This is a genomic window from Paenibacillus sp. BK033 (genome assembly GCF_004345425.1).
Lineage (GTDB): Bacteria > Bacillota > Bacilli > Paenibacillales > Paenibacillaceae > Pristimantibacillus.
In genome coordinates this window covers 55,568-75,152 of record NZ_SLVP01000010.1, presented here as the reverse complement: position 1 = coordinate 75,152, position 19,585 = coordinate 55,568, and the positions used below count along the sequence as shown (strand labels likewise).

Annotated in this window: 15 protein-coding genes; 6 read left to right on the top strand and 9 right to left on the bottom strand. The window is 54.5% G+C overall.

All coding sequences use genetic code 11. From position 1 onward, the window contains the following. Nucleotides 1-7: 7 nt before the first annotated feature. On the bottom strand, nucleotides 8-1,057 hold the full coding sequence (locus EV294_RS25275) for a Gfo/Idh/MocA family protein (RefSeq protein WP_243711795.1): 1,050 nt from the start codon (nucleotides 1,055-1,057) through the stop codon (nucleotides 8-10). Between the two features lie 126 nt (nucleotides 1,058-1,183). On the opposite strand from EV294_RS25275, the gene EV294_RS25270 reads away from it, so the two are divergent. Then, nucleotides 1,184-2,053 carry an AraC family transcriptional regulator gene (locus EV294_RS25270; protein ID WP_132311952.1) on the top strand — a complete coding sequence of 290 codons (870 nt, stop codon included), beginning with the start codon at nucleotides 1,184-1,186 and terminating at the stop codon, nucleotides 2,051-2,053. A gap of 30 nt (nucleotides 2,054-2,083) precedes the next feature. Here EV294_RS25270 and EV294_RS25265 read toward each other — a convergent pair whose 3' ends face one another. Beyond that, nucleotides 2,084-3,109 (bottom strand): PocR ligand-binding domain-containing protein, encoded by a 1,026-nt coding sequence (locus EV294_RS25265; RefSeq protein ID WP_132311950.1) that lies wholly within the window; start codon nucleotides 3,107-3,109, stop codon nucleotides 2,084-2,086. Nucleotides 3,110-3,322: 213 nt separating this feature from the next. On the opposite strand from EV294_RS25265, the gene EV294_RS25260 reads away from it, so the two are divergent. Continuing rightward, the gene (locus EV294_RS25260) at nucleotides 3,323-4,459 is read left to right on the top strand and encodes a glycerol dehydrogenase (RefSeq protein WP_132311948.1); all 1,137 of its coding nucleotides are present in this window, start codon (nucleotides 3,323-3,325) and stop codon (nucleotides 4,457-4,459) included. A gap of 1 nt (nucleotide 4,460) precedes the next feature. Further along, nucleotides 4,461-6,221 carry a dihydroxyacetone kinase subunit DhaK gene (gene dhaK, locus EV294_RS25255; RefSeq protein ID WP_132311946.1) on the top strand — a complete coding sequence of 587 codons (1,761 nt, stop codon included), beginning with the start codon at nucleotides 4,461-4,463 and terminating at the stop codon, nucleotides 6,219-6,221. Between the two features lie 62 nt (nucleotides 6,222-6,283). Here the strand turns inward: dhaK and EV294_RS25250 are convergent, their stop codons facing one another. Both EV294_RS25250 and EV294_RS25245 read right to left on the bottom strand, forming a co-directional pair. Then, nucleotides 6,284-6,688 (bottom strand): nuclear transport factor 2 family protein, encoded by a 405-nt coding sequence (locus EV294_RS25250; protein ID WP_132311944.1) that lies wholly within the window; start codon nucleotides 6,686-6,688, stop codon nucleotides 6,284-6,286. A gap of 40 nt (nucleotides 6,689-6,728) precedes the next feature. Then, entirely contained in the window at nucleotides 6,729-7,196 is a 468-nt protein-coding gene (locus EV294_RS25245) for a DinB family protein (protein WP_132311942.1), read from the bottom strand. Between the two features lie 206 nt (nucleotides 7,197-7,402). On the opposite strand from EV294_RS25245, the gene EV294_RS25240 reads away from it, so the two are divergent. Continuing rightward, on the top strand, nucleotides 7,403-8,305 hold the full coding sequence (locus EV294_RS25240) for a LysR family transcriptional regulator (RefSeq protein ID WP_132311940.1): 903 nt from the start codon (nucleotides 7,403-7,405) through the stop codon (nucleotides 8,303-8,305). 83 nt (nucleotides 8,306-8,388) lie between these two features. Here the strand turns inward: EV294_RS25240 and EV294_RS30435 are convergent, their stop codons facing one another. From EV294_RS30435 to EV294_RS25230, 3 genes are all read right to left on the bottom strand, one after another. Then, nucleotides 8,389-8,550, bottom strand: coding sequence for a hypothetical protein (locus EV294_RS30435; protein ID WP_165930804.1), 162 nt, complete (start codon nucleotides 8,548-8,550; stop codon nucleotides 8,389-8,391). Nucleotides 8,551-8,659: 109 nt separating this feature from the next. Continuing rightward, complete coding sequence (locus tag EV294_RS25235) at nucleotides 8,660-9,610, bottom strand: aldose epimerase family protein (protein WP_132311938.1); 951 nt, start codon at nucleotides 9,608-9,610, stop codon at nucleotides 8,660-8,662. 94 nt (nucleotides 9,611-9,704) lie between these two features. Further along, nucleotides 9,705-13,043 carry a DUF5107 domain-containing protein gene (locus EV294_RS25230; protein WP_132311936.1) on the bottom strand — a complete coding sequence of 1,113 codons (3,339 nt, stop codon included), beginning with the start codon at nucleotides 13,041-13,043 and terminating at the stop codon, nucleotides 9,705-9,707. A gap of 160 nt (nucleotides 13,044-13,203) precedes the next feature. Between EV294_RS25230 and EV294_RS25225 the strand changes: the two genes are divergently transcribed. Further along, a complete protein-coding gene (locus EV294_RS25225; protein ID WP_132311934.1) occupies nucleotides 13,204-14,094 on the top strand; it encodes an AraC family transcriptional regulator in 891 nt (296 codons plus the stop codon). Nucleotides 14,095-14,113: 19 nt separating this feature from the next. Here EV294_RS25225 and EV294_RS25220 read toward each other — a convergent pair whose 3' ends face one another. Beyond that, entirely contained in the window at nucleotides 14,114-16,192 is a 2,079-nt protein-coding gene (locus EV294_RS25220; RefSeq protein ID WP_481856093.1) for an alpha-galactosidase, read from the bottom strand. A gap of 284 nt (nucleotides 16,193-16,476) precedes the next feature. On the opposite strand from EV294_RS25220, the gene EV294_RS25215 reads away from it, so the two are divergent. Further along, nucleotides 16,477-17,955, top strand: a complete 1,479-nt coding sequence (locus EV294_RS25215) for a sulfatase (RefSeq protein WP_132311930.1) — start codon at nucleotides 16,477-16,479, stop codon at nucleotides 17,953-17,955. 10 nt (nucleotides 17,956-17,965) lie between these two features. Here EV294_RS25215 and EV294_RS25210 read toward each other — a convergent pair whose 3' ends face one another. Beyond that, nucleotides 17,966-19,585 carry a response regulator gene (locus EV294_RS25210; protein ID WP_132311928.1) on the bottom strand — a complete coding sequence of 540 codons (1,620 nt, stop codon included), beginning with the start codon at nucleotides 19,583-19,585 and terminating at the stop codon, nucleotides 17,966-17,968.

Here is a 19,585-nt window from a genome sequence, read left to right as displayed (position 1 = left end):
GGGCCTCCTATTTTTGAATGTCGATCCAACGTTCTTCGGTAAAAGATTGAATAATCGCGTCTACGGCAAGCTGATTGACGTAACCGTCTTCCATCGTTGCGTCCAGGCCGTCGCCGCGCCCGTTCAAAAGGTTAAAAAACGCCTGCATTTGACCCGTACGGCAGTGGTCCGGAATGTCGACAGGGCGGAATTCGTTGTCGCCTTCCTCCTTGAACTTCACCTCAAGCGAGTCTTCCGCATCGAGGTTATAGACAAGAGCGCCTTTGGTGCCGTAAATTTCAATCTGCTGATAATTGCCCCGTCCGTAAGCGAAGCGGGAAATCATCATGGAAGCGGATATGCCTCCCTCCATCCGGGAGAGCACATGGCAGTAATCATCCACATCTACCTCGCCTTGTCCGGAACCGTCCGGCAGATTCCGCTGCTTGATAATCGTGTCCGCGTCGGCAATCACGCGCTCCGTACGGCCAACCAGGAAGCGGGTCAGATCAAGCATGTGGCAGCCGAGGTCGCCAAAGGCTCCCGATCCGGTAACCGATTTGACGAACCGCCATACTAGCGGAATATCCTCATGAATGCCCCAATCCTGCAAGTATTGGCTATAGACATGCCGGATTGCGCCCAGCCTCCCCTCTTCAATCAACTGCTTGGCATATCGGGCGGCTGCTTTATAGCGGTAGGAGAAGCAAATCATATGAGGCAGCGGCTTGTTCTGCAAGGCAGCCCCCAAGGCAGCCGCTTCCTCCGCGTTCATCCCGACCGGCTTCTCGAGCGCAAACGGCTTGCCGTGCCCGATGGCTGCCATGGCAATGGAGAAATGGCTGACGGTTGGCGTACCGATGGTGACGGCATCCACCTCCGGATTGCGAAGCAGCTCGGAGTAGCTGAGGTAGGCACGATCCTCGGGAATATTCCACTGCACGCGCCTAGCGGCAAGACGTTCGGCATCCTCGTCGCAGATTGCCCAAATCTCGGCATCCCCGCTTGCGAGTATGCCTTCGCTATGAAAGTCGGCAATGCCGCCAAGTCCGATAATACCGATTTTTAATTTAATCATAACCACCATCCCAACGATTCCCGGATTAAAAACCACACCATCAGATTAGCCTGTGATAGAATGATTGAAAATGGCGGATCGAGACACTTTTTGTACAATAGCGACTTTTGGTAAAGGAGAATTGTTATGCTGGCCGTAAATATGGAGCTTGTCCCTACCGTGACCTTTCTCGGATTCGTGGCATATACGAGTCCGTGGATTCACTTCAAGCGGAACGTTGACGAATATATTCTGTACATTATCAAAAGCGGAGAACTTCATATCGAGGAGAACGGCGAGCGTTACGTATTGCGCAAAGGGGACGTATTTATGCTGGAGCCGAATCTGGATCATGAAGGGTTCGAGAAGCATGTATGCGACTATTACTACATTCACTTCAAGCATCCGGATATTCAAACGGTTGATATCGGGGATATGGAGAGCTACGCAAGGAGCTTCTTTCTGGAGGATCAGGAACCGGAGGCAGCCAGCCGTCAGGGCTTCCCGAAGCATTTCAACCTGGCGAGCCTAAACGCGCGGAGTCAAGTATATAATCACCTGAATGAGATGGGGCAGTTATACCAGCGGAAAAATTATAACCGCAGCATGACGGCTCTCAAGCTGTCGGAGCTGTTCGTCCAGCTGTCCCGCGCTTATCTCGCGGAGCATCTGCAAAGCGCGAGGAAGCGGACCACCAAAGGGGAGGCGAAAGCCTACGAGCTGCTGGATTACATTCATCAGCATTACCCGGACAAAATAACGGGCTCCGATATCGAAGCCCGCTTTGCTTGCAATTTCGATTATTTGAACCGGATCTTTAACAAGATAACCGGCTGCTCCATTACGCATTACGTCAATAAAGTGAGGGTGAACCGGGCCCGGGAGCTGCTGGAGAGAACGCATATGACCATCGGCGAAGTCGCCGAGCTGGTTGGCTTCGGCGATATTTATTATTTCAGCAAGGTGTTCAAGAAATACGTCGGGCTTTCCCCCGCTTACTACAAAGGGACAAGGTGAGACGGCTTCTCCGTCCCATGGCAGGGGCGATCAGGCCTTGTCGCGGTAGATTTTACGGTATGCGGCTGGCGTCAGGCTCTCGAACTTTTTGAACGTCTTGATAAAATAACCCGCGTCCGCGAAACCAAGCTCGTCGCTGATCTGATTGACGGACAGCCCGGTTGTCTCTAGCAGCTCCTTCGCCCAGCCGATCTTCAGATGCGGGACAAACACCGAGAAATTCTCGCCCGTCTCCTTCGTGAAGATCCGGCTGAAATAACTCGGGCTGACATGGCATAAGGCAGCCATCTCCTTAAGATCCGCATTTTCATGCTTATGACGGTAAATATAATCAAAGGCCGGCTGCAGAATCGAGTTGCCTGCCTGGTAGACGCCGGAGGATTTCTTCAGCTTTTTCTCAATCAGCGTATGGGACAGCTCGCTTTGCAGCGCTTGAATATGCTCGTAAGAGGAATCAATCGCATGCACGGGAGCCGCGGCCGGATTTTCCCGAGACAAGGAGTCCCGGTACATCTGAAGCATATCGCTCTTGCGGATTGCTTCCTCCACGATATAGTTGCACAGATGGAACAGCATATCGGCGATTTTCTCGACTTCCCCGTAAGACAACACCGGCAGCGACCGGTACTGCTCCTGCAGAGCGTTAAACTTTTTATCCGTTTCCGCATTGGGCGGCCTTGTCACGATCTGCTCAATCGGCACATCGGGATCGCTCAGCTTCACCTGTCCCGCCATAACCGCGCCAATATATTGGTTGTCCACCACAATCGGAATCGCGATATCGAGAATTTGAAAATGGCATTGATAAATATAAGGCTTGTTCGACCGGACCGCCTCGAGTCCCCCGCGCGCGTCGCATTTCTGGCAATACGAAGACAAAGCCGGGTCCTTCCGCACCTCGCGGCAGAATGCCTGGCATTCGCTATGCTTGGAGACGGGAACCCCCTTGTAATCGACCGTAATAATCGCCATCTTCGTGACAAGGGACATGGAATCCTGAAGCTTATGCCATTTGTCGATATCCATAATTTGTTTCAGATCGTATCTTGCGTTCATTGGGATCGCTCCAAACCCGAAGGGATGTCTTTATTATACTAGAACCCGTTGTCAGGACAAAATAGTACAATTTCAGGAAGGATTGAGCATAAAAACACCATCGTAATCTGCTTTATTTTGCGCTTAAGATACAATGCTTCCACCCACTTCTAAATTTATAATGGCAGTAGTCTGTAAATGAATACGACCATTCACTTTAGGAGGTTATTCCAAATGAGAAAAGCATTTATCAGCCCAAGCAAATACGTTCAAGGTGAAAACGAACTGCTTAACCTCGGCTTTTTTGTTCAATCGTACGGCGATTCCGCCCTTCTTATCGCTCATCCCGAAGATGTAAAGCGCGTAAAGGACAAGCTGGACTTTACTTCTAATAAATTCCATATTACGCTGGTTGAAAGCGGATTCCGCGGCGAATGCTCCCGCGAGGAAATCGCCCGGCTGAAGGAGCTTGCCCGCGAGAAAAACTGCTCCTGCACGATTGGCCTCGGCGGCGGCAAAGCGATCGATACCGCCAAATGCGTGGCCGAAGGCGAAGCGCTTATTATCGTTCCGACGATTGCGGCGACCGATGCCCCAACCAGCCATTCCGCCGTTATTTACACGAATGACGGTGCTTTCGAGGACTATGCTTACTTCAAATCCAGCCCTAGCGTCGTTATGATCGACACGACGGTTATCGCGAATGCTCCTACCCGCTTCCTCGTATCCGGCATGGGCGACGCGCTGTCGACTTACTTTGAAGCCAGAGCAACCTCCCGCTCCTTCTCCAAAGTAAACGCCGGCCTGCCTAACGGCGTGCATGCCGGCGCCGCGCCAATCGCCCGCGGAACCAAAGCGGCGCTTGCGCTTGCGAAGCTCTGCTATGAGACACTCCTCGAGGACGGCGTGCAAGCGAAATTGGCAAGCGACAGCAACAAGGTAACGACGGCGCTCGAGAATATCATCGAGACCAACATCCTGCTCTCCGGTCTTGGCTTCGAAAGCGGAGGCCTTGCGGCAGCCCACGCGATCCATAACGGACTGACCGTGCTTGAAGGCACGCATCACTATTTCCACGGGGAAAAGGTTGCCTTCAGCACGATTGCCCAGCTCGTTCTGGAGAATGCGCCGAAGGAAGAAGTAAACGAAGTGCTTGCATTCTGCGCCGCAGTTGGACTGCCGGTATGTCTTTCCGACATCGGCGTGGACAGCATGACGGACGAGGAGCTTGCACAGGTTGCGGCGCTTGCCTGCATCCCGGAAGAATCGATTCATGCTATGCCATTCCCGATTACGGAGGAAGCGGTAGCCGCTGCGATCATCGTTGCCGATCAGCTCGGCCAGGCTTTCAAACAAGGAAGGAAGTCGTGAGATGAAAAAGATCATCAATCAGCCGGAGACGCTTGTCCGCGAGATGTGCAATGGACTTGCGATGGCGCATCCGGGTCTTGAATTCAACTCCAAATACAAAGTCATGAAGAAAAGAGACATCAACGCCGCGAAAGTAACGCTGATCAGCGGCGGCGGCAGCGGCCACGAGCCGGCTCATGCCGGCTTTATCGGCAAAGGCATGCTGGATGCGGCGGTCTGCGGCGACGTCTTCGCCTCTCCTTCCCAAATCCAGGTCTATCAGGCGATTAAGTCTACGGCAAGCGAGCAAGGCACGCTGCTTATTATCAAGAACTACAGCGGCGACATGATGAACTTCAAGAATGCCGCCCATCTTGCGGCGGAAGACGGCATTCAGGTCGATTACGTCAAAGTGGACGACGATATTGCCGTTGAAGACAGCCTGTATACGGTGGGACGCCGCGGCGTTGCCGGCACGGTGCTTGTTCACAAGATTGCCGGCGCGGCGGCGGAAGCAGGACGGAGTCTCGCCGAAGTTAAAGCCGCGGCCGAGAACGCGATTGCCCATGTCCGCAGCATCGGGTTTGCTTTTACCTCCTGCACGGTTCCGGCTAAAGGCACGCCAACGTTCGCGATTGGCGAAGACGAAATGGAATACGGCGTTGGCATCCACGGCGAGCCGGGCATCCGCAGAGAGAAGCGGATTTCCGCCGACGAGCTGGCGCAGCGCATGGTATCGGAGCTGCTTGCCAGCTTAGGCATGAGTGCCGGTTCCACCGAGCAAATTGCGGTTCTGGTCAACGGCTTTGGCGGCACTCCGCTTCAGGAGCTGTACCTCTTGAACAACGCCGTCATGCGCGAGCTGCACGAAAAAGGCATTGCCGTTAACAAGGTGTTTGTCGGCAACTACATGACCAGCATCGATATGGCGGGAGCATCCCTATCCATCATGAAGCTGGACGAGCAGCTGAAGCAGCTGCTGAACGAAGAATGCGATACGCCTGCGTTCCTCGTGCGCGGCGGCACCTCGGGGCCCGTGTCCTATGTGGCCTTGGAGGAGCAGGCGACAAACGCGAAGGACGTATCTTACCGCGTTGAATCAAGCGAAGAGTATGCCAACGTCGAGGACGGAAGGCTGTCCCTCCGCAATATGATTTACCTCATTGATAAGATGAGCGAGATTATTATCGAGAACGAAGTGCCGTTCTGCGAGCTGGATTCCCATGCCGGCGACGGAGACTTTGGCATGAGCGTGGCAAAAGGCTTCAAGCAGCTGAAAGCGGAATGGAAGGATATCGTGAGCGAGTCCGAGGATATCGGCAGCTTCCTGCATGCCTGCTCCCTGATCATTATGGAGCATTGCGGCGGCGCGTCCGGCCCGATCTGGGGCTCGGCCTTCCGCGCGGGCGGCAAATATGCCGAGGGCAAAACCGAGCTTTCCGTTGCCGAGGTAGCGGAACTGCTTGATGCGGTCGTGAAAGGGATTCAGGCAACCGGCGAACGTTCCTTTGGCCGCGGCGCCGTCGTAGGCGACAAAACGCTGATCGATGCGTTGATTCCTTACGCGGAAAGCTGGAAAGCCGCAGCGGAAGCGGGAACCGAGCTGAAGGCTGCCGGCATTGCGGCTGCGGAAGCAGCGGTCGAAGGCGCCAAACAAACCGAAACGATCGTTGCCCGCATGGGCCGCGCCGGCACCGTCGGCGAACGCAGCATCGGTTATCCCGATGCAGGCGCTTACGCGCTTGGCGTTATTTTCACGGGATTGTCGGTCGTGCTGAAATAATATAAAAGCAGCAGCCTGGGATGAAATGTAATTCCCAGGCTGCTGCTTTGTTCAACTCATCATTATGGGGCCTCGTAATTTTTTAACGGTGTCCCTACATATTCTCGAAAAGAACGGATCCTGTCTTCTTCATACTCAAAGACGACAATAAGTTCATTGTGATAAGGCTTTCCAGTTAACATGCCTTCAGCGCGGAAAACAACCATTCCGTTGTCTTCGTTTTCCAGTACGATAGTTGAGGTTAAATATACCTGCAATACGGAGCGCTCGAACCTAATCAGATCCTCGAACCTCTCTTTGCCATACTGCTCGTTATCCCATCCCTCCAGAGGAAGCGGAACGCGGAAACGAAAATCCTCCGTTACCTTCTGAAGAAAATCCTCGGTCTTCCCTGTTTCGAAAGCATGCTTGAAAGCATCAAATGCATCATGCGTCCGGGATATACCCGTACCGGCGGACTTATGCATGGAAGAACCCTCCTTCATGTCATTCTTGCTTCACAGCAATTTAGCGCGACAAAACCTGCAACTGCCCGGATATCGTTCCTAGGTGGATGGCTTCGTGAATAAGGGCGAAGTTGAATAATTCTCCGGCCGTGTCGAATTGAAACGGTCCAAATACATAAGGAGCTGAAAGCTTCTTTTCCAGCATTTCCGGCGTCAGCTCAGACAGGCGGGAAAACTGTGCCGTTAATAGCTCTGCAAGCTCTTCCGTAGATGGAGGAGCCATCGTCCAATCCAAAGGACTTGTTCCCGAGTTAAACAACTCTCCATACGAGCTAGGAATGGACGAGGGGGTACCAAAGCTTAGAGAACAATACTTATCCATCCAAAAGATGATATGACCGACATTCCAACGAATGGTATTGTTGAAGCCTTCAGGCTGCTTGTCATAATAGCCTTCCGTCACGCCTTGAAGCTTTCCAATCACGATCTGATGCAGCATTTTACCGGTATTGATAATGGACTGTGTCATCGTTAACCGCCTCCTAATAAAGTTGATTTCATGTGGTTCGCTTTCTTATCCCAAGATTACCTCCGAACGGAACTTTCCATCAATGCAGCAGGCGTTATCGTAACGTTAAGCATAAGTTAACGATTATAGATTGACAGAAGCGGAAGATGGCGTGACACTATTCATTAATCAAATACCCGCATAGCGATGAAAGGCAGGTATGAGTTATGGAATTCAAACAGCTGCAGTATTTTATGGCAATATGCGAAGAGCTTCACTTTACGAGAGCGGCTGAAAAGATGGGAGTCAGCGCCCCCAACGTCAGTCAGCAGATAAGGAGATTGGAAGAGGAATTAGGCGTCCTGTTATTCGATCGAATCGGAAAAACGATCGTCCTGACGGAAGCGGGAGCGATTCTCCATGAACATGGCGCTGCCGTGCTCGGACACCTTCAACAAGCGAGCGACGCTATCGCTGACCTGAAACAGATGCGAGGAGGATCGTTATCGATTGGCGTTTTGCCCGGTGATGCGGATCTCCTGTTTAACGCTTTGCTGCTAAACTTCCACCAAGCCTATCCAACCGTCTCGTTATCTCTTTTGGAAACTATGAAGGTAACCGAACAAGTACTGGACAGGAGCATTGATATCGGAGTAACTATCGGGCCTGTTATAGACGAACGCCTCACTTCAATCCCCTTGTTTCACGAAGAATTCTCATTGGCGGTAAGCAGGAATGATCCACTTGCAACCGAGAGCATTATCCCCTTCAACAAGCTGCAAACATTGAAGCTGGTCATGTTCCCGTCCGACCATCAATGCCGCATGCTGATCGACCGTTATGCCATGGACAACGGGTTTGCTTTGCAGCCTCATCTGGTGACGACTACATTATCATCCCTCCTCCAGATGGTGCAAAACGGGGTTGGGGCTTGTGTTCTGCCGAGATTGCTGCTTGAAAATCTGCATCATCCTGACATTAAAGTCGTGCATTTAAAGAATCCTTCGCCTTCCCAGGACATATGTCTCATTTACCGCAGAGACAAGTATATCGGATATGCTATGCGCACATTCATCAAAAGCGTAAGAGCCTACATCGAAAATGCGATCAAGCATGCAAGGACCTCATAGGAAAGGGCGGACTTTTCAATACCGTCTTTTCAAGCCATAAAAAAACAGCCAATCGATAGATTGGCTGCCCGGATGTTAAAGATTCATTTCTTATTTTTCTTTGATGCCATCCAGAAAACGAGAATAACGACGGGAATAAAGATAAACCAAGGAATATGAATCGTGCTTTGGGTAATCACGGCGAGCACCAGCAGGCCTAAAGCGCCGAGAATAAGCCAGAGGCAACCTCTGCCAAACGTCTCCACAGCTGCGGATCCTCCTCCCTCTTTGACTGCCTTCTTTATGCCAATTGTATTAATCGGAGCTCGATAATAAAACAGCGAAGGCAACAAAAAAACGGGAGAAGCAGGATGCTTATCGGTTGAATTTATTTTCAAGCTCGAGCTCGAGATGCCATTCGTACCGGCCGTATCCGGGAATAACCGAGGTTTCTCCCTCTTCCCAAGCTGCGGAAGCATCGTCGAGAAAGCCGGTTGCGGGCTCCAGCGCGACATGGTACTGATTCGAATAACCGCCGTAATTCGCCCATACCGCCAGATAAGGAACCTGCTCCTTCGGGAATGTCATCGTCAGCATCTCTTCGCTGGCTGGATCATACAAGGAAGCCCGGCCTTCCGGCAGCGTACCGTCAAAATAAAACTTCTCCGCAGTCTTCGCTGTTGCCGCCTCCGCGATATTCAAGCTAACGTTCGGCAGCGGACGCGGCCACGGCAGAAGCGTTCCCTTATCGCCAAGTCTGCGATTATGGGAGTAGGACACCGCAATTCGTTCAAGCTTTGCGGGTACGATTATTTCCATTCCCGCTTCGACTTGAAACAAGGGATGGGCCGCCCATAGAAACGGGAGAGGTTCGGCGCCTAGATTATGAGCGATATAATCGATTCTCAAACGGCCTTCTTCCGTAAAAGAGTAGGTCTTCTCCAGCCGATAGGGCAAGCTGCGGCCTTCCACCTCGCATAACAAGCGATCGTCCCGCAGGCCGCACTGCCAAGCAAGCGACCATACCTCGCCATGATCGGGAAGATCGATGCCCGCCCACGGGGATTGCCGCAGACGGCAGGCATCCACCGTAGGGAACATCTCGTCCCAGCCGCTGCCGTCGCCTTCCGCGAATGAACTGGCGTATCCCGCATTGCCAAGCGGAAGCGTTGTGCGGGACAACCATTCCCGGCCGGTGGCAGCGTCCCTGAGCGATACAACCTTGCTGCCCAGCGACGGAATAAGCGTCAGCTCCAGCATGGAAGAACAGCCTCTCCATGCCTCGTGACCCTCGAACATCGCTTTCTCCCAATACAAGCTTGTCATTGTCTTCAAGCACCTCCCGTACTTAATGAAGCAGCTTCGGCAAATAAGGGAGCGTTGTGCAGTCCGGACCGGACGGTATGACGCTCCCGCAAAATTATGAAATGCAGGCCGATGCCGGCAAGCAACGATGAATAGCGGCACCTTGATGGGTCGGCTCAAGCTCCAGCACGTCGCGGAAATGCGCTTCGGCCTCTGCAGCCCTTCCTAAGCCCAGCTGTCCAAGCGCAATCATATAATGGCAATGAATGCGGTTCTTCTTGTCCAGATCCTCGTCGAAGACCAGGAAATCCGGAAGCGATACCGCAAAGTAATCGATCTTCTGCGGCTGGAACAAATGCTGCTCGCCGTAGTCGACCAGCTTGTTGAACCGGCTGCGGGCTTCCCGTTCGCGTCCGAGCTCGCGCAAAGCCACGCCTTGGTAATAAATCATGTGCGGCGGCTGATCGTTGTAGAACATGGCGCTGGTTGGTTCGTCCAGCCCTTCGGAAGCCAGCAGCCAGAAGGCTTGCGCCTGCTCGACCTGGCCGAGGAGCCGGTATGCAATGCCGAGATAATAGTTGATATCGTTCTCCTGCGCGCCTTCAAGCTTGCCCTCGTTCATGGACAACGGATATTGCTTGGCCGCTTCCAGCTGCTTGATGGCTTCGCCGGCTTGCCCTTGCTCCAGAAGCTGCTTGGCCAGCTCTACGCGGGCCAATACGTATTGAGCCGGCACCTTTCCTTCACCGCCCTCCCAAGGATGGAAATGGCGGGCGAAGATAAGCTCCAGCGCTTCTTCATGACGGCCAAGCGAGTTGTGAAGCGTTACGTATTCGAGATACAAATCATCGCGAAGCTCCACCAGCTCCTTATTCCGCTCCAAGACGGTCAGGCGCTGCTCCGCCGTATAAGCCAGCTTCTTGTACAGCTGATCCAGCTCGTAGAAGATGCGGGCGTCATCCGGCGCCAAGGCATGCGCTTTCTCAAGCGAAGCCAAGGCGGCTTCCGGCTTGTTCTGTTTATTGTAATAAGCAAGCGCGAGGTTACGGTGCACGGTCGCGTAATTGCCGTCGATGGCGGCCGAAGCCTCCCAGCTTGCCGCGGCTTCGGCATGGCGCTTCTTGTCATACAGCAGGTTGCCGAGATAATAGAACGCTCTAGCGTCATCCGCGCGCATCCGGGACGCATGGGTCAGGGTAACGTAATCCGCAATCGTATTCGGGAAGCAGTAGGCCGGATTCGCCTCTTGACCAAGCGAGTAGTAATAGTTGCCGGCTGTTTGGTCTCCGGCCATATGATGGTAGTATCCCTGGTAATAATGCACCATCGGATAAACGCTGCCCGCCGTCCGCTCCTCGATTCGAGCCAGTACGTCAAGCGCTTCGGCGTACAATCCGGCATCCGCGTAATCCTGCGCCAGCGAGATGTAATTGTGGGCATCGTCCCGCATAAGGCCGGCAAGAGCTTCCAAAGCTGCCGAGGCTTGCTCTTCTCTTCCTTCAAGCTGATGAATGCGAATCCATTCGTTGCGCGAGCCAAAGTCAATGGGATCATAATCGGATGTTTCCGTCGCCAGCAGCCCCGCTTCTTCCAGGCGTCCCAGTCTGCGCAGCAGAGCTATTTTCAACAGCCGGGCCTTGCGGTTGCGATACTGCGCATCGATGGAACGATCGATTAACTCCAGCGCTTCCTCGTATTTGCCGCTGCCTGCGGCCAGCTGCGCAAGGTGAAAGTATCCCGCAGCCTGCCAAGCTCCGGACCAGACCGACTTGTAGAATGCGGCGAACGCCTCCTCGTGACGCCCCTGCCATTTCAGCACCTTGCCCAAATGGAAGAACGGCTCCGCGTCGTACGGCCGCGCGTTATGCCGCGTCAGCGTCTCGATCGCGCGGCGGAAGTGCGTCTCGCTCTCCGCGAACCGGCCCCGGCGCAGCAGCAGCAAGCCGTATGCATTGTTCAGGCGGATATCCCCCGGGTCGCGCTTAAGTCCTTCCAAGTAGTAAGGATCCGGCTCGTAGGTAGCATGCCGGTACTGCTCCAGATGCTGCGCTGCCAGGAATAGCGCCTCCGTACTGCGAAGCTCCTCCGGCTCGCCGATCGCTTTCGCCGGTTCCGGCGTCTTCTCCAGCTGCTTCCGCTGCGGACGATAGCTGACAAGCTCTTTGCCGTTTTCCGCGAATACCGCAAGCTTCAGGTTTTCCTCCAGCTCCCCTTCCTCAAGAACAACCGTTGCGGCAAAAACCTGGGATGGCGATAATGCTGCCGTCTGATCGATATAAGTGCGGGCTGCCCCCTTTAATACGATACGGGCTTTCTCGAAGACCGAAGTCGCGTAAGCATTTACTCTAGCCTGCGGGCCTTCGATTTCCAAATTGACCGCGGCGTCAATGGTGGCGTTTTTCACCATGCCGACTTCCTTGTAAGGCATAAAGTATTGCTTGAAGCTTTTCTCCTCGTACGGCTGCAGCCAGGTGAAGTCCGGCTGGTTGTCCGTATAGACGCCCGTCATCAGCTCGATGTAAGGCCCGTCTTCGTCCGTCAGGTTCCGGTCCCAGGCCTGGCCGAATTCGCCATGTCCCCAGGTCCATTGTTTTTTGCCGGGGGACACATGCTTGTTCGCGATATGAAGAATACCCGCCTTCACGTTGTGGTCATAGCCGCCAACAAAGTCGTAATCCGACCGGTACGCCATATACGAGGTTGGCACCGGTATATTGCGGTAACGGGAGATGTCGACTCCTTCGGAGTAATCCATTTTGTAATACGTGCCTGTCGCAATCGGGAACTTGGATACGTCCCGCTTGCCATGGTCGAACACGGCGTGAACGTCGGGCGGAAATACGGACTGCGTATGGTCGTTGACCGCAACCGCCGGATTGGCCCACCACAGGAACGTTTGCGGCTCGGAGGTGCGGTTGAACAGCTGCGCGCTTATTTCCAGATAAGCCTTCCCGGGAAACAGGGTGAAGCCCGTCGTTACCTTGGACCCGTACATCCGGTCGATCTCTCCGACCCATACGGTCTTGCTGCCGTCCGCATTCTCCCGAATATCGCATTCCACCGGCCCGTAGGTGTTCGGACGGTGATGCTGCGGCCAGTTGAATTCGATGCCGCCGGAGATCCATGGACCTGCAAGTCCAACCAGAGCCGGCTTGATAACCTGGTTATGGTAGACGAAATCATAGTCGTTGGTTTTGTCTACCGCCCGGTAGATTCGTCCTCCAAGCTCCGGCATCAATTGAATTTGCACGAATTCGTTTTCCAAAAAGACGATCCGGTAAGGCTTCATCACCTTCTCGTCGTAAATCTTGTCGATAACGGGATGCGGATAGACCCGGCCCGAGCTGCCTTGATACACGCGTTTCTCCAGGAACATCGGGTTGAGGTCCGGTTTTCCGACTTCATAGGTGGGCAGCTCTACCGTCTGCTCCCATACTTTCACTTCAGTTGCCATTCACGATTCATCCTCCCCAAGGTACGATAGTTATGGGTTAATCGTACGCAATCGCGGCAAGGACCGCCATTGACAATCAAATGATAATAATGGACAATATGATGATTATTAGAGCCTGTAAACCCCGGTCAACAGGCATGATTGGAGGATATCCAAAGGCATGGATAGACTATTAAAGGAAGAAGGCTTCCCCTCGCAGAAGCTGATCGTGCTTCCCGACCACATATTGGCCGAATATGCCGCCCATCCTCTTATCCGGCCCCTTCATATTACGGATATCGGCTGCTTCCCTTACGCGCGGCACCACTACCGCCGCCGTCCGGAAGGAAGCGAGGCCTATATTGTCATGTACTGTACGGACGGCTGCGGATGGGTCAAGCTGGACGACGAGCGGCGCCATGAGGTGCGCAAGGGCGAGCTTGCCGTCATTCCCGCCGGCACGCCCCATGAATACGGATCGTCGGAAGAGGAACCCTGGACCATCTATTGGATCCATCTGAAAGGCGAGCTTGCGTCCTCCTTCTTCGGCGAGCATGGGAAAGCAGCCCCCGTACCCATCCCTGTGGAACGGTCCTCGACGATTATCGGGCTGTTCGACGAATGCTACGAGATGCTGCTGAAAGGCTATACGCTGGATCATGTCGTCTACGTCTCGCAGCTCGCCTGCCATCTGGCAGGCATAATCCGGTTAGTTCATGCGTTTCGCCAGGCTGCCCCAAGTCCGCGCAGGCAGCTCGACATCGAGAAAGCGATCCAATATATGACGGAGCATCTGGAGGATAATGTGTCGCTGGCGGAGCTTGCGGCGGAAGCGGCGCTTTCCGTGCCCCACTTTACCCAATTGTTCAAAAAAAAGACCGGCTATTCGCCGATCGATTATTACCTGCGGCTGAAGATTCAGCTGGCCAGCCAATACCTCGACCTGACGGATCAAAGCGTCAAGGCCGTTGGCGTACGCGTCGGCTTCCAGGATCCCTACTACTTCTCCCGGCTGTTCAAAAAAATAATGGGGAAGTCGCCTTCCGCGTACCGGAGCACGCACAAAGGATAACTTCCCCATTCGGATAGGATTATCGTTGTTCCCGGATATGGTACATCAGGCTGTCGAAGTCGCCTCTCAGCGGAAGCTCCACTCCGATCCGCATAAGCGCGCGTCCGCTAAACACGCCATCGATGCCTTCAACGCGGTATTGCTTGTCCGGGTTAAGGCCCTGCAGGAGCAAGCGCGGGAATCGGTCTCCCAGCTTCTGCGAATGCAGGAAGGCAAACAGCACGCTTTCCTCTTCCCCGCTTTCGCCGATGCCGACGTATTGCACCGCTTCGACGCCTTTATGCCTCAGCATGCTCAAGCGATACTGCCGGCCTTCCTGAACGAGCGGACGCACCGTTTTGTACTGCGCGACCAAAGCGCCCGCTTCCGCAAGCTGCTCCTCGCTCCAATGATTCAGATTGGCGCCGATGCCAAGCGTGCCCGTCATGGCGCTGTGGAAGCGATACGGGATGGAAGTCGCGCGTTTGTTCATTCCGCTTACCTCTTCCGTCACCCAGCAGGTCATCAGCTTAGGCGCGTACGCATACGAGAAGCCTTCTTGAATGCTCAGCCGGTCGAAAGCGTCCGTGTTGTCGCTTGGCCAAGCTTGGTCCGCGTAACGCAGCATGCCGAAGTCGATGCGGGAGCCGCCGCCCGCGCAGGTCTCGAACGCGACATGCGGGAATTTCTCGCGCAGCTCCGACCAGATCTCGTACAGGCTGCGCACATGGCGGATCCACAGTTCCTTCTGCCGGTTCAGCGGATGATTCATCATGCCCGGCTCGGTAATGGTCCGGTTCATGTCCCATTTCACGAAGGAAATGCGATGACGCTCCAGCAGATCGGACATAAAGCCGATGATGTAGCTTTTAACTTCCGGCATGGAAATATTGAGGACAAGCTGATTGCGCAGCTCCGTCCGCGAGCGGGTCGGGAAATGGTAGACCCAGTCCGGATGCTTCCGGTACAGCTCGCTGTCCGGGTTTACGGCTTCCGGCTCGACCCAGATGCCGAACTCCATGCCAAGTCCGCGAACCTTGTCAATCAGCTCGCCGAGCCCGTTCGGGAATTTCTCCGGATTAACGGTCCAATCCCCAAGACCCGCCCGGTCGTGGTTGCGCTGCCCGAACCAGCCGTCGTCAATGACGAACAGCTCTACGCCAAGCTTCGCCGCACGTTCGGCAAGGGCCGTCTGGTCCTGCACGTTAACGTCAAAGTACGTCGCTTCCCACGAATTGTACAGCACCTTGCGCAAGTCCCGTCCGGGAGCCACGACTTCATACTGATACCGATGCAGCATGCGGCTCATCGAACCAAAGCCGCCGCAAGCGTATCCCCCGATAAATACGGGCGTCTCGAAGCTTTCTCCGGAAGCCAGCGTCCATTCGCTGTCGAAGTCGTTGATGCCGCCCGTTACCCGCACAAGGTCAAACGCCGTTTTCTCCGCGACGATCTTCCAGTTGCCGCTCCAGGCCAGCGCCCCGAACCATACCTCGCCGGCTTCCTCCGTTGCTCTGCCGTTGTCGATCGCAAACCAAGGATTCGCGTGGGCATCGGTAAAGCCGCGGCGGGACTCCAGCACCTTCTTCCCTTCCGACAGCACCGTCTCCCTCCGTTGAAACTCGCCGGCCCATTTGCCCGTTACGTGCGTCAGCCGGTAATGCTCAAGCGTTGGCATCGTCCACGCTGCCGATTGGGCATTCTCCAGCACGATATCCTCGCTGCCCGTATTCACGATAGCCGCGGACCGCTCAATCAAATCAAGCCCCGGCACCACCGTATAGATCAGACGGGCTTCAATTGGATACGTCTCATCCTTCAGCGTAATGGTGAGCGTCTCTTTGCCGCCTTCTGCTTCCGTTTGATAGCCGTCGTAGACAAGACGCAAATCGCGCACGCCATCGTGCAAGCGAACCTTCAGCGTTGGCTCCATATACGACAGTCCGCCCCAGTAGGCGTATTCTTCCGCTTCCCGGTCAAGCGCGGCGTCAAACGAGCTATGCGAACGGGAACCCATCAGGAGCGCGCAGTCGGCAGCGTCAACGGGAGCCCCCCAATACAAGTGCTGCAGGATCCCCCTATCGTTTAATCCAAACACGTAGGAGCTGTTTGCCGTCATGATCGAAAATAACCGCAAATCGGAATCGAATTGTATGCTCAAGAGAATCACCTCATGTATTTGATGGGCTAATCGTACGGAAAAAAGAAGCGCGAATCCATTAACGATATACGGATAATGATGGACGATATGATGATTCAGACAAGCAGGCAATCAAATCGATAAAAATCCAACCGCTGTGCCAATGGCCTCTCCCCCGCAAGGGGGTATAATGAAGTCGCGGAAGATGCACGATGATCCGATTTCTTTAATTTCAAATAAATTCCCGCAAAAGGAGAATCCGAATGAAAGCCATAATCGTCATGTTCGATTCGCTGAACCGCCATATGCTGCCTCCCTACGGAGGAAAGGATGTCCATGCGCCCAACTTCAGCAGGCTTGCGGAAAGAAGCGTAACCTTTGACAACAACTGGGTAGGCAGCATGCCCTGCATGCCCGCAAGACGGGATCTGCTCACCGGCCGTCATAACTTCCTGCATCGAAGCTGGGGACCGCTGGAGCCTTTTGACGATTCCCTGCCCGCATTGCTTCGGCAGCAAGGGGTCTATTCGCATTTGGTCAGCGACCACTATCATTACTGGGAGGCAGGCGGCGCAACCTACCATAACCAATATACGACCTGGGACAACGTGCGCGGGCAGGAAGGCGATCCTTGGAAAGGCGTTGTCGCGAATCCCGATATTCCGGAGCATGTCCATCGATACGAAGGGTATCGCGGATGGCTGTTCCGGCAGGATTGGATTAACCGGCAATATATGAGCACGGAGGCCGACCATTCCCAGTCGCAGACCTTCGAGAAGGGGCTGGAGTTTATTCGGACCAACCGGAGCGAAGACAAATGGCTTCTGCAGATCGAAGCCTTTGACCCGCATGAGCCTTTTTTTGCGCCGCAAGCCTACCGGGAGCTCTATCCCCATGACTATAAAGGCAAGCCCTTCGACTGGCCCAATTACGCCAAGGTACAGGAAACCAGGCAGGAAATCGAGCATTGCCGCTTCGAATATACGGCGCTGCTCAGCATGTGCGACGCTTCGCTAGGCAAGGTATTGGACGCAATGGACGAGTATGATCTGTGGAAGGATACGATGCTGATCGTCACGACGGATCATGGCCTGCTCCTCGGCGAGCATGACTGGTGGGGCAAAAGCATGATGCCTTTCTATAACGAAATCGCCCGCACGCCGCTTTTTCTATGGGATCCGCGCTCTGGCGACCACCGCAGAAGATGCGGCCAATTAACGCAAATGATCGATCTTGCCCCAACCCTGCTCGAGCTGTTTGGCGTTCCGGCCCCGCCGGATATGACCGGCATCCCGCTGTCGGAGGCGCTTAAGGCGGAAGCCGAAGGACGGCGCAGCCGCGAAGCCGTGCTGTTCGGCATACATGGCGCCCACGTCAACTGCACCGACGGGCAATACGTTTATATGCGCGCCCCCGTGCATCCGGACAACTCGCCTTTATACAATTACACCTTGATGCCTACGCATATGGCCTCGTTGTTCTCCATTGAAGAGCTGCGCGGCATGGAGCTGGCCGAGCCCTTCCCGTTTACGAAAGGCGTGCGCACGCTCCGGATCAAAGCGGACAGCTTTGTCCCCGCCCACCGGATGGGGACCCTGCTCTACGACACGGTTAACGATCCGGATCAATTGAGGCCGCTGGAGGACAAAGAGGCCGAGAACCGGATGCAGGGGCTGCTTATCTCGCTTATGAAGGCAAGCGATGCGCCGCCCGAGCAATACGAACGTCTTGGCTTGAGCTGAAGAAGGCTGTTTAAAGGTCTCGGGCGTCTTCTGGTGAATAACCGTAATCCCGGTACTCCTGCGGGGTGACGCCCACCAGCTTTTTGAACAAATAAGTAAAATACGCGGTTGTCTGAATGCCCACCTGGTCGGCGACCTCGTAGACCTTAACGTTGGGATCCTGAAGCAGCTTTCTGGCGCGCGTAATGCGGGTATCCTGAACGAACTCGGAAATCGTCCTTCCCATCTCCTTCTTAAACAGCACGCTGAGATAGCTGGCATTCAAATTAAATTGCTCCGCCAATTGCTTCACCGTCCAATGCTCGTGAAGCCGCTCCTCAATAAACAGGGATACTCTCCGGATCAGGTTATGCTGCTGGTTCAATTGCGCTTTCTGCTCGGTATCCATATAACGCTGCACGTAGCCGGTCAGCAGTTCAGCCAGCTGCAAGGCGCTTCCGCAATCGAGCATTTGCCGCCACAGCAGAATGTTCGCTTCGCTGTCCGGCTCGTTCTTCCACTTCAAATGACGGATCAGCTCGCCCAGGAAGCTCATGGCGAAGGCCTGCGCATAGGAGAAAGAAGCATTCCCCGTCGCAAGCAGCGCGTCCTTGATACGGTCCATGTATTCGGCAACCTGCCCGGCATCGCCGGAGTCAAGCCGCTTAAGCAAGCCCGGAATAAATTCGTCATGCATCCGATAGGCCGCAAAGTCGCCCGGCTCCGCTTCGCTTCCACGCACGATCTGACCGTCGGCGATCAGCCTCGCCTTGGTCATGCTGAACCGTATTTCCCTGTACAGCAGCGGCGCTTCTTCCCAAGCGGAGCCTTCGCGGCTGCAGCCGATCGTCACGCTTGCCCCGTACTGCTCGCTCATGATGGCTTGAATAAACTGATATTGCTTCTCCGCCTTGGCGCGCGCTGCCGGCGACGGATTAACGTGGAGCGCAACGAATTCGTCGAACGAAGTCTGCGCAAGCCAGACGGAATCGTCATGGGAGAAGGCGATTTCCACCGTTTTCTTAAAGCTGCTGCCAAGAAGCATCCGCTGCTTCGCCTCCTGCCCGGAGGAGGGATTGCGGTCCAGGCCAAGCACGATAATCTGGTATCCGGGATCCAGAACGGGAAGCGTCAGCAGGCCGTCCCAAGAAGCCATTAACTCATCTACGGGAAGGTCCTCGGCGATCAGGTCGTCTACGAACCTTTCTTTGACGAGCTTTACGCTGCCCGACACTTTTTTCTCAAGCTCCCGGGTCTGCTCCACGACTTCCTTCCGCATCTCAATGGCGCTCCGAAAGCTCTGCAGACGCGAAGCCACCTCTTCAATCTTGAGCGGCTTCAGTACATAGGCCTGAGCGCCGACATGGATGGCATCCTGGACGAATTCGAATTCGTTGTAGCCGCTGATCATCAGAATCTGAATATGGGGATGAAGCCGCTTCGCCTCCGCCGCAAGCTCGATCCCCGTCATGCCGGGCATGGAAACATCGGTGATCAGCACATCAAATTCCGTGCCTTGAAGAATCTCTACGGCTTCCTCTCCAGATTCTGCCGTCGACGGTGCCGCATAGCCAAGCTTCTCCCATTCGATAAACCGGACGAGTCCCTGCACATGCGATATTTCGTCATCCACAATAAGTACGTTCAGCAT

Coding starts and splice junctions, on each gene's coding strand:
- EV294_RS25275 (WP_243711795.1), bottom strand. CDS start 1,057: ATGATTAAATTAAAAATCGGTATTATCGGACTTGGCGGCATTGCCGAC.
- EV294_RS25270 (WP_132311952.1), top strand. CDS start 1,184: ATGCTGGCCGTAAATATGGAGCTTGTCCCTACCGTGACCTTTCTCGGA.
- EV294_RS25265 (WP_132311950.1), bottom strand. CDS start 3,109: ATGAACGCAAGATACGATCTGAAACAAATTATGGATATCGACAAATGG.
- EV294_RS25260 (WP_132311948.1), top strand. CDS start 3,323: ATGAGAAAAGCATTTATCAGCCCAAGCAAATACGTTCAAGGTGAAAAC.
- dhaK (WP_132311946.1), top strand. CDS start 4,461: ATGAAAAAGATCATCAATCAGCCGGAGACGCTTGTCCGCGAGATGTGC.
- EV294_RS25250 (WP_132311944.1), bottom strand. CDS start 6,688: ATGCATAAGTCCGCCGGTACGGGTATATCCCGGACGCATGATGCATTT.
- EV294_RS25245 (WP_132311942.1), bottom strand. CDS start 7,196: ATGACACAGTCCATTATCAATACCGGTAAAATGCTGCATCAGATCGTG.
- EV294_RS25240 (WP_132311940.1), top strand. CDS start 7,403: ATGGAATTCAAACAGCTGCAGTATTTTATGGCAATATGCGAAGAGCTT.
- EV294_RS25235 (WP_132311938.1), bottom strand. CDS start 9,610: ATGACAAGCTTGTATTGGGAGAAAGCGATGTTCGAGGGTCACGAGGCA.
- EV294_RS25230 (WP_132311936.1), bottom strand. CDS start 13,043: ATGGCAACTGAAGTGAAAGTATGGGAGCAGACGGTAGAGCTGCCCACC.
- EV294_RS25225 (WP_132311934.1), top strand. CDS start 13,204: ATGGATAGACTATTAAAGGAAGAAGGCTTCCCCTCGCAGAAGCTGATC.
- EV294_RS25220 (WP_481856093.1), bottom strand. CDS start 16,192: ATGACGGCAAACAGCTCCTACGTGTTTGGATTAAACGATAGGGGGATC.
- EV294_RS25215 (WP_132311930.1), top strand. CDS start 16,477: ATGAAAGCCATAATCGTCATGTTCGATTCGCTGAACCGCCATATGCTG.
- EV294_RS25210 (WP_132311928.1), bottom strand. CDS start 19,585: ATGCTGAACGTACTTATTGTGGATGACGAAATATCGCATGTGCAGGGA.